The sequence below is a fragment of the Streptococcus sp. S784/96/1 genome (assembly GCF_902729355.1).
GTDB classification, from domain to species: Bacteria; Bacillota; Bacilli; order Lactobacillales; family Streptococcaceae; genus Streptococcus; species Streptococcus caledonicus.
Genome location: NZ_CACVCC010000002.1, coordinates 129098 through 138401, shown reverse-complemented (window position 1 = coordinate 138401; position 9304 = coordinate 129098). Strand labels below are relative to the sequence as shown.

The following is a 9304-nucleotide window of genomic DNA, read 5'->3' as shown; positions in this document are numbered from 1 at the left end:
AGATGTAACTTAAGAGGCAAATGTCAGGTGACAATTGACATGGGATTGGTACTTATGGCCAATAATCTCCTAAAATACAGTAAAAGAACAACTCAAAACTAAAAAGCTAGAGTTCCGCTATTAGGAATCTCTAGCTTTTTTGTCGCTGAGAACTATTTTTGTCTCAGACTTTTTTTGTTTTTCTTGCACGAAAGCATTCACACCCCCCTAGACAATTCACTGCATCTTGGAGAAAATCATTTCAACCTTACCTTTTTTTCCACCAGTAGAACAACTATCGCTGAAATATGAAAAAACTATACAATTGCAAATATCTGACAAGCTCCTGTTCATAACGGACAACTTGTTTCATACCAAGCTCCTGTAACAATTATTTTCGCTTACGAGCAATTAAATGAATTGGTGTCCCTTCAAAACCAAAGGCGGCACGAATTTGATTTTCCAAGAAGCGCATGTAAGAGAAATGCATTAATTCTTCTTCATTCACAAAGATAACGAATGTCGGTGGTTTAACAGCAACTTGAGTGCCATAAAAGATTTTGAGGCGCTTGCCTTTATCTGTTGGCGTTGGATTAATCGCGATCGCATCCATGATGACGTCGTTAAGCACTGCTGATGGAATGCGTTTGTTTTGACTATCACTAATACGCTTGATGAGATCAGGCAATTTATGGAGACGTTGTTTTGTAACTGCAGAAACAAAAATAATTGGTGCGTAACTCAAGAATTGGAATTGGTCACGAATATCCGCTTCCCATTGCGCTACGGTATGATTATCTTTTTCAAGTGTGTCCCACTTATTAACCACAATGATAATCCCTTTTCCAGCTTCATGCGCAAAGCCGGCAATGCGTTTATCATACTCTCGAATACCTTCTTCAGCATTGATAACCATCAAAACAACATCTGAACGATCGATGGCACGCATGGAACGCATCACCGAGTACTTCTCCGTATTTTCATAAACCTTCCCAGATTTGCGCATACCTGCGGTATCAATCATGGTATACTCTTGACCTTCACTATCAGTAAAGTTGGTGTCAATCGCATCACGGGTTGTGCCAGAAATTGGGCTAGCAATTACGCGTTCTTCTCCCAAGATAGCGTTAATAAGGCTCGATTTTCCAACATTTGGACGACCAATTAAACTAAACTTAACGATATCTGGATTTTCTTCTTCATGCTCTGTCGGAAGATTTTCTACAATAACATCCAAGATATCACCTGTACCAATCCCGTGAACAGATGAAACAGGGTAAGGATCTCCCAAACCTAGAGAATAAAAATCGTAAATGTCATTACGCATCTCAGGATTATCAACTTTATTGACAACTAAAATGACTGGTTTGTTAGTCTTATAAAGGATACGAGAAACATACTCATCCGCATCCGTGACACCTTCTTTCCCAGAAACAACAAAAACAATAACATCCGCCTCATTCATCGCAATAGCCGCCTGATGCTTGATTTGCTCCATGAATGGAGCATCCACATCATCGATACCACCAGTGTCGATAAGAGAGAATTGACGATTAAGCCATTCTCCAGTAGTATAAATACGATCGCGTGTTACTCCTTCAACATCTTCAACAATAGAAATGCGTTCTCCAGCGATACGATTAAAAAGTGTTGATTTACCAACGTTGGGACGCCCAACAATGGCAACTGTAGGTAAAGCCATATTTCTCCTCAAAAATTTTTCATAATTTAACCGTTATACTATTAAGCAATCTAATCCCTTTTCAAGCCAATTTTGACGCCAACGATAGATTATGATGTTAAAAGTTAATTTACCTTTGGTTAAAGTATAACAGTTTTGATTAATTGTCTCAAAATTTACCTTCTATTTTCTCCTTGAAGATGAATTTCTCTTGCTAAAAATCTGATGCGCTCCATCACACGTTTAGCTTGCCAAGTTTCATCTGATCCCTTAATATTTCCTAGTTTTTTCTCTAAATCAAAAAAACTATAATTTGATGTAAAGAAAGTTGGCAATTCTTCCAACATTCGGTATTGCAAAATAACTTGAAGCACCTCATCACGTACCCATGATGTTGATTGCTCTGCACCAATATCATCTAGAATAAGAACTTGAGCTTTTTTGACTAAGTCAATTTCTTCCTTAACAGTACCGGTATTAATAGCATTTTTGATATCAATAGCAAAGCTTGGAAAATGTAAGAATGTTGTTGAAACATCCTTCTTTTCAGCTAATTCACGTGCCATAGCAGCCAGCATAAAAGATTTCCCAACCCCCATATCACCATGAAGATAAAGTCCTCTTTGTTGAGAATTAGGGTATTCAGCTACAAATCTGATCAAATCATCAAAAACCTCAATGCGCTTAACATCATCTAGATAAACATCTTGGAAAGTAATTTTTTTATAAGTTTTGGGCAAATTAACTAGATTAATGCGATTTTCAATCGCTTGCTGATTTTGTGCAGCTTTCAATTCTTCCGTTTCACGATAAGAGACGTCCGCATATCCTTCATTCATGAAGAGCATTGGTTGATAACCCTTAGCAATATAGCTAACATCTCCTGACTGAAACTTTGCACGTTCGTTACGGTATTGGTTAAATTTTGGTAAACTACGTTTTATTTGTTCAGAAGTCATCTGGTTCTTGGCAATAAAATCAGATATCTCTGAATCAGCTAAAATCATCCGCATCAATTCATCAGTGCTAGTTTTATATAGGTGCTGACTGCGCTCAATGGTTTGTCCAACTTTTTCCATCTATTCATTTCCTCCCAAACGCGCCAACATTTGTCGCTTCATTTCTTCAAGTTTAGCCATTTCCTCAGGCGTAGTCTCATTCTTGTAATCAGGATTACTCCATTCAGGCACATTAGGTTTAGGTGTTCGACGCGATGGTTGACTCTCTTTCTTTCTCTGGTCAAAGCTACGCAATTTAATAATGGCCTGCTCGGCAGTTGTGATATCTTGATAGGCAAAATCATTTGCAATCTTCATCAGATAAGACTTGTTAAGATTAGCTGACTTAGTCTTTGCCATCGTATAAATCACCATGACATTTATCACTTCGTCTAAGAAATTCATCGCAACCAACTCGTCCAAACTTCTCCATTCATCAGACGTAATAACAGCCTTACGAGATTTTTTTATTTCACCTAGAATCTCAGTTGCATTCTGTGTTTTAACCTTAGCTAACAACTCAAATTCTTCTTTTGTGAATTCAGCCGAAAAGGATTGCTCTTCTTGTTCCAAAAAAGCTTTGATACGCTTAGGTAAGATAACATGCCTGTGAGCCGTTTGCTTGGCAATTTTATACAACTCAAACCAGGTCAGTTGATATTTTTCAGCTAAATTATAAAGCTCCACAACTTCTTCGTCTTCCTCAACTAGACGCAGACCGTCGGATTGCATCCGTTGTTTAAAAAATTCCCAATCAAATTGAGAAGTTCGTTGAGGCTTGATGCTAATTTCATCAATGCCAGTGAACACATCCGAAAATCTTTTAGAAAGGTTACGAAATTTTTCGGGTGTTTTCCTGATAAATTGTTCTACAGCTACTTCACCAATACGTTTTTCTAATAACCGACGATAAGCAGGATTGTCCAAAAAATCTGTAATTGTTAGAGCAGGTTTTAAGTCAATCACATATCCTTCTGTAGTTTGGTAAAAACCAATTAAATCCATTGCAGTTAGTAAAGCCAGAGATTCCTCAAATCGTAACATCCCAAACTGCATATGATTTAAGATATCAGTAAATTTATATTTTCCAACACCATTATCCCAGAAAGCAACAAAATAAGCATAAAGCCCGACTGCATCAACTCCTAAAATTGGTTGATACACTTTAGCAAGGCTTTGCGTATCATAAACAGGACTATGTCCCTCAAGATAGGAAAATATATCATTCGGTGTCATAAATTTGACTCCCACTCTTCTTACTTCTTACACGACTAGTGATTTGTCTAAGAAGTTCTTCGATTTCATCAACATCCTTAAAAGAGCGATAGACACTCGCAAATCGAACATAGGTGATCTCATCCAGCTCAGCCAATTCATCCATGACAAGATTACCAATAACGGTGCTTTCAACTTCACTATCATAGTCGCTACGAACCTTGCGCTCAATGCGACTAATCGCTTTTTCAATATCGCTACTAGATACCGGTCGTTTCTGAGCACTTTGAATGATGCCATTTAAAATTTTATCACGAGAAAATTGCTCACGCGTTCCGTCTTTTTTAATCACAAGAAGTGGCATTTCCTCTAAACGCTCAAAAGTTGTGAAACGATTAGCACACTCTTCACACTCACGGCGACGACGGATCGTATTGCCATCCTCAGCCTGACGACTATCAATAACACTAGATTTATTGCAATGACATTTTGGACAACGCATAACATACCTACTTTCTCTAATATCTATTACCTCATTTTACCATAACTTTTACAATAAACAAAGCAATCATCTTTTGAAAACCATGTCGAGTAATTTTACTAATTTCCTAAAGTAAGTTCCAGTTTATCTCCCGCAATGGAACATTTTCTAAAATAGGTTTCACTGTTTTGTACGTTTTTAATATGAAGTATTCTTTAAAATATCAATGGAAACAACTTTAAACTTTTAGTTCTAAACTTGATTTGCACAATCTCTACTATTCAGCATTAAAACATCAATTATCAAAAATATGTTCATTTATCGTTGACAAAATTAATTTCTATACCTATACTAATTCTGTACAATAAACTACTTATAAAGGAGAATATTTTGAAAAAAATTCTCAAAACGCTTATTATTACTGGATTGTTCTTAGTCGTTTCGTATCCCTATATCACACATGCCCGCGACCGTTCTTGGAAAAGTTGGTTCATTGAGCAATATTTCTGGTTAAAACGTGATAAAAGCTACTACCAAATTCAAGACGATAGCACCTTCCAACAGTATCTCAATGCCAGCCGTGAGCAATCCGACCAGCCCTATCACCTTGATCCCAGCACTGTCAATGGTCAGTTAACAGAGGAGAAATCCCTTTTCAACATGCAAGTCTTTACTTGGAATGACAAAAACAACAAAGAGCAAAAAACTATCCTCTATCTTGCTGGCGGGTCATACCTCAACAATCCTACAAGATACCATATTAGTATGTTGAAAAACTTATCAGAACAACTAGATGCTAAAATTGTCCTCCCAATTTATCCCAAAACACCTCGCTATAGCTATGATTATGCTATTCCTCGATTAGTCAATCTCTACGAAACCGTTTCAGAGACGACTGATCATCTCATTTTGATGGGTGATTCTGCTGGTGGAGGACTAGCTTTGGCGTTAACGTACGCCTTGCACAATGAAAGTAATCCAAGACACTTAAAGCAACCCGAACAGCTCATTTTACTATCTCCATGGTTAGATGTTAACCTGACCCATCCTGACATTCCGAAATATGAAGGTAGCGATCCAATCCTATCAGCTTGGGGACTACGCCGGATTGGGGAACTCTGGGCAAAATCTCCTGATAACACTAACCATATCTATGTTAGTCCCAAAAACGGCCCTACTAATTACCTCTCACCAACAACTATTTTCACAGGGACGCGAGATATTCTTTACCCAGATATTCGTGACTACGCCAACAGACTTAAGGCAACAGGAATTAACAAGATTATCTACATTGAAAAAGAAGACATGAATCATGTCTATCCTATTTATCCAATTCCGGAAGCAGTTGAAGCACAAGAACAACTCATTAAAATCATCAATGGCACCTACCCCTATTAGAACTACATTTCACTAAAATTCTTGAAAACTTTAGTTGAGCCACCATATCTTACTAGAAAAGTAATGATTTTTTAAGGATAATACAGCATTCTAAAATCTCCTTATCAGTTGGCACATCTCCATAAGAACTATCAGTTATAAAGCCAGCCTCAGCCAGATTCATCTTTACTTCTTTCACAAATGATAAAAACGTAGTTGGTAGTTTCTACGTTTTTCTGTATGATTCAAAATAGCTTTAATACTAATCCACATTCAAAAGTTACTTTTTTGTTTCTTTCTTATAGACAATATGTAAAGATCCCCAGTGGATGTCTCGTGGATTTACCTGTACACTAGAATAAAAAAACAATCAATTTCTAACAGGAATTACCACACTCAATTGGAGGCCTTATATGTTTCATTTAAAAATCAAAATCTAATAGCTTGTATTCACAATTTTTTGGAACAGCTAGGCTTATGTTGTAAGGACACTCGAAAGGTTAAGAGACCTTTGGAGGTTAGAAATGAAACCGACGAAGTCAACATCAAAACCTCCTATAGAGTTCCATTCCTTATTTCTAAACCTAAGTTCTTCGTTCGATTTTTAGTTTTAAGGCTCACACTGAAAGTGTCCACTGGACAGTTTCACTCCTCTCAACGATTGACAGAATCTGCTCAATCGTTTTTTTACCACGACACGGTAGCAGTGGCAACTATCTGTTTCGAGCGACCTTGTGGTCGCATTTTAGATGACGCTAAAAAGTTTAACTTCTGAGAATGAGATTTGCCATCCATGCTGGTTTGTCCCAATTTCTAGTCTCAATATAAATGATAAATATGGCTGAATTTCTACAACAATAGACATCTAATTAACTCCAATTGTTAAAATATAAAATCCACCATTTCAGATTTTGAAATGAATTCAGTATTAAAAATCCCACGTTTTAAAATGAAATGCACCCAAAAGACATGATCGTCTGATATACTAGAATTCCTCAACTCAGTATAGAAACAGATGAACATGTCCACTAATCATTCTACCAAAAATCCGTTCTTACCAAGAATAAGCTTTGAACTCTCTTATTTCCAAGCTCAGACTACTGTCACTCTCTTATTTCTCAGCACCAGTTTTTGATACCCTTCCCCAAGACTATCAAATTCCACCAAACAATTTCACTGATAAAAATATCACTATTGCGAAACAATCGTTTTATCTTCACAACGTTCATTAGTCCAGCAATGACATCAGAAAATCTAAAATTCTAATTTTGTTTTTGAATGCGTATAGACACCAAATCCTTTAAGCGGAGACTTCAGCAACCACTTCAATCTCAACTTTGGCATCACGTGGTAAACGGGCCACTTCAACAGCTGAACGAGCTGGAAAATCTGAACTGAAAGCCGTTTGATAAACCTCATTGAAGGCCACAAAATCATTCATATCACTAAGGAAACAAGTGGTTTTCACCACATGATCAAAATCTGTACCGGCCGCATCTAAAATCGCAGCAATATTTTTCAATACTTGCCGTGTTTGTTCTTGGATTGTTTCTCCAACAATCTCCCCAGTCTCAGGTGACAAAGGCACTTGACCACTTGCAAACAATAAGTTACCAATAATCCTCCCTTGAACGTATGGCCCAATTGCTGCAGGTGCTTTATCTGTATGAATCGTTTTCATTAGTGTCTCCTTTTTTATCATATGAATATATATTACCTTAACTCCAAAATAAGATTAGCAAATGTCGATAGAACTCAAGTTTCTCAAATCAACTTAATATCGTCCTAGCCAGTCACTTCACAATGCTAATCCTTTTCTCTTTCCACCCGTAAGGTCAAGTGATTCGGCAACTGAAAAATCTCATTTTTCAAAAACTCAGGGTAAAAATAGGTTTCTTGCAACTCCTCAAAAGCGAGCCACTTGAACTGATTAACTCTACCATGTTCCATAACTAAAAAATCCTCAGTATCAGCCACTAGAAGCTCCACCAAAAAATAAAGACAGATTTCATGAAAGGACTCTTTTGTCTGATCTTCAGTAAAAAAGGCTTGATTAAGCCACAAAGGACGAATAAGCTCCGCTTGCAATCCTGTTTCTTCAAAGACTTCTCTGAGAATGGCCTCTTCAGCCGTTTCTTTCATAGCAACACGACCACCAGGTAAGTAAGAGTAAGATGAGTTAGGTTCTTGAATGGTCAACAATCTTCCGTCACGACAAATAACCGCTGCTACACGGTAATTGAAGCGACCACCTACTGTTTTAAAGCTCAAATCCATTTGTCCCTCAATGTCCTAAATATTCTTCCCAAATTCTATCAAAATCACCAAGATTAAAGGCAAAACTTGCCTCATCTTCCAAGTAACGACTGACAACTTCAAAATCATCCGTGTGTTTAGGGAAGTTTATATCCTCAAAAGCCAAATCCGCTAAGATGGCCATCGGCTTATTTGATTTTGGATTGCGTTGTGCCATCAGCCAGCTATAAAATGATTTCCTCACTATTTTCTCCTTAATAATCAAAAGGTTCATCGTCCACATAAATCGTTTGCGTCAACTGTTCGCCTTGATAAGGCTTACGAACTTCAATTAAATTTAAAACTGTATATCCTTGGCTTCTCAAAAAAGATAACATCTCATGATTATTAGGATGAACATATTGAAATAATGTTTCACCACCTACTGATTGAGATAGCTGATTAGCCTTTTCAAAAAGAACCGCCGCACCACCTTGTCTGCGAAACGCCTCGGAGACAAAGAGCTGTTCTATCCAAACCAATGAACCTTCCACCTTACAAACAACATAGCCAATTAAAACCTGTTCGATAAAAGCGCCATACATGGGATACTTCTCATCTAAAAAGAAGGTAAACTCCTCTGCTCCTTCTTCTAAATCAAGGGCAACCTGTCGATTTTTAAAACTTCTTAATGTTGAACGAAATGCTGCCAAAAGAGGAGCAGCCTGTATTTTATCATCTATAGTCAACGCTCGAACAGCAATCACTTCCAGTTCTCCTTCAAAAAGGCTTTACGAATAGCTGAGCTCTCTTTATAGCGTTCTGGACTCTTCTGATAAAACCCTTGGTGGTATTCCTCTGCCTCATAAAATGGCTGCGCGGGTTCAATGGTTGTGACAATCGGCTTATCAAAACGCCCTGAAGCCTGCAAGGCTGCCTTGGACTGCTCTGCTATTTCCTTTTGACGGTCATCACAGTAAAAAATCACAGGGCGATAATTATCTCCACGGTCTTCAAACTGGCCAAATGCGTCTGTTGGATCCGTTTGCGCCCAGTAAATCTCAACTAGATCTGAAAAAGTAATTTTCTTAGGATCAAAAATAATCTCAACAGCCTCCGTATGACCAGTTGTTTTACTGCAAACTTGCTCGTAAGTAGGATTTGAGACATGCCCAGCAGTATAACCGCTTCTCACTGATAAAATTCCCTCTTGCTCTTCAAACGGCTGTACCATGCACCAGAAACAGCCCCCTGCAAATATAGCTCGTTCCATAACGCCATCCTTTCCGTAAAAACTGATGGAACTCTTTTAGACAAATTCCTATAATGGTTCATTAT

General features: G+C 37.7%; 10 protein-coding genes. 1 reads left to right on the top strand and 9 read right to left on the bottom strand.

Annotated elements, in window-relative coordinates; translation table 11 throughout:
- Positions 1–370 precede the first annotated feature (370 nt).
- The 4 genes from der to nrdR all read right to left on the bottom strand — a co-directional run bounded on the left by der (position 371) and on the right by nrdR (position 4375).
- Positions 371–1681, bottom strand: coding sequence for a ribosome biogenesis GTPase Der (gene der, locus GZ996_RS01350; RefSeq protein ID WP_161979092.1), 1311 nt, complete (start codon positions 1679–1681; stop codon positions 371–373).
- A 155-nt stretch (positions 1682–1836) separates the two neighbouring features.
- Positions 1837–2739 carry a primosomal protein DnaI gene (gene dnaI / locus GZ996_RS01345; RefSeq protein WP_156807078.1) on the bottom strand — a complete coding sequence of 301 codons (903 nt, stop codon included), beginning with the start codon at positions 2737–2739 and terminating at the stop codon, positions 1837–1839.
- Positions 2740–3894 (bottom strand): DnaD domain protein, encoded by a 1155-nt coding sequence (locus GZ996_RS01340; RefSeq protein ID WP_156807077.1) that lies wholly within the window; start codon positions 3892–3894, stop codon positions 2740–2742.
- A complete protein-coding gene (gene nrdR, locus GZ996_RS01335) occupies positions 3881–4375 on the bottom strand; it encodes a transcriptional regulator NrdR (RefSeq protein WP_156807076.1) in 495 nt (164 codons plus the stop codon). The genes GZ996_RS01340 and nrdR overlap by 14 nt, the downstream gene beginning before the upstream one ends.
- A 321-nt stretch (positions 4376–4696) precedes the next feature.
- Here nrdR and GZ996_RS01330 point away from each other — a divergent pair, with 321 nt between their 5' ends.
- Positions 4697–5752, top strand: coding sequence for an alpha/beta hydrolase fold domain-containing protein (locus tag GZ996_RS01330; protein WP_162011162.1), 1056 nt, complete (start codon positions 4697–4699; stop codon positions 5750–5752).
- Between the two features lie 1279 nt (positions 5753–7031).
- On the opposite strand, the gene GZ996_RS01325 is transcribed toward GZ996_RS01330, so the two are convergent.
- The 5 genes from GZ996_RS01325 to msrA form a co-directional block, all read right to left on the bottom strand.
- Positions 7032–7412 (bottom strand): RidA family protein, encoded by a 381-nt coding sequence (locus GZ996_RS01325; RefSeq protein ID WP_156807075.1) that lies wholly within the window; start codon positions 7410–7412, stop codon positions 7032–7034.
- A 125-nt stretch (positions 7413–7537) separates the two neighbouring features.
- Positions 7538–8008 (bottom strand): NUDIX hydrolase, encoded by a 471-nt coding sequence (locus tag GZ996_RS01320; protein ID WP_162011152.1) that lies wholly within the window; start codon positions 8006–8008, stop codon positions 7538–7540.
- Between the two features lie 7 nt (positions 8009–8015).
- Entirely contained in the window at positions 8016–8231 is a 216-nt protein-coding gene (locus GZ996_RS01315; RefSeq protein WP_162011151.1) for a YozE family protein, read from the bottom strand.
- A gap of 10 nt (positions 8232–8241) precedes the next feature.
- Positions 8242–8733, bottom strand: coding sequence for a GNAT family N-acetyltransferase (locus GZ996_RS01310; protein WP_161979089.1), 492 nt, complete (start codon positions 8731–8733; stop codon positions 8242–8244).
- Positions 8730–9239: a peptide-methionine (S)-S-oxide reductase MsrA gene (gene msrA / locus GZ996_RS01305; RefSeq protein ID WP_156807071.1), complete on the bottom strand. Its 510-nt coding sequence runs from the start codon at positions 9237–9239 to the stop codon at positions 8730–8732. Before msrA ends, GZ996_RS01310 begins: the two co-directional genes overlap by 4 nt.
- Between the last annotated feature and the right edge of the window lie 65 nt (positions 9240–9304).

Excerpts from the sequence above, each read along its gene's own strand:
- dnaI (WP_156807078.1), bottom strand. The coding sequence starts at position 2,739 with ATGGAAAAAGTTGGACAAACCATTGAGCGCAGTCAGCACCTATATAAA.
- GZ996_RS01325 (WP_156807075.1), bottom strand. The coding sequence starts at position 7,412 with ATGAAAACGATTCATACAGATAAAGCACCTGCAGCAATTGGGCCATAC.
- der (WP_161979092.1), bottom strand. The coding sequence starts at position 1,681 with ATGGCTTTACCTACAGTTGCCATTGTTGGGCGTCCCAACGTTGGTAAA.
- GZ996_RS01320 (WP_162011152.1), bottom strand. The coding sequence starts at position 8,008 with ATGGATTTGAGCTTTAAAACAGTAGGTGGTCGCTTCAATTACCGTGTA.
- GZ996_RS01340 (WP_156807077.1), bottom strand. The coding sequence starts at position 3,894 with ATGACACCGAATGATATATTTTCCTATCTTGAGGGACATAGTCCTGTT.
- nrdR (WP_156807076.1), bottom strand. The coding sequence starts at position 4,375 with ATGCGTTGTCCAAAATGTCATTGCAATAAATCTAGTGTTATTGATAGT.
- msrA (WP_156807071.1), bottom strand. The coding sequence starts at position 9,239 with ATGGAACGAGCTATATTTGCAGGGGGCTGTTTCTGGTGCATGGTACAG.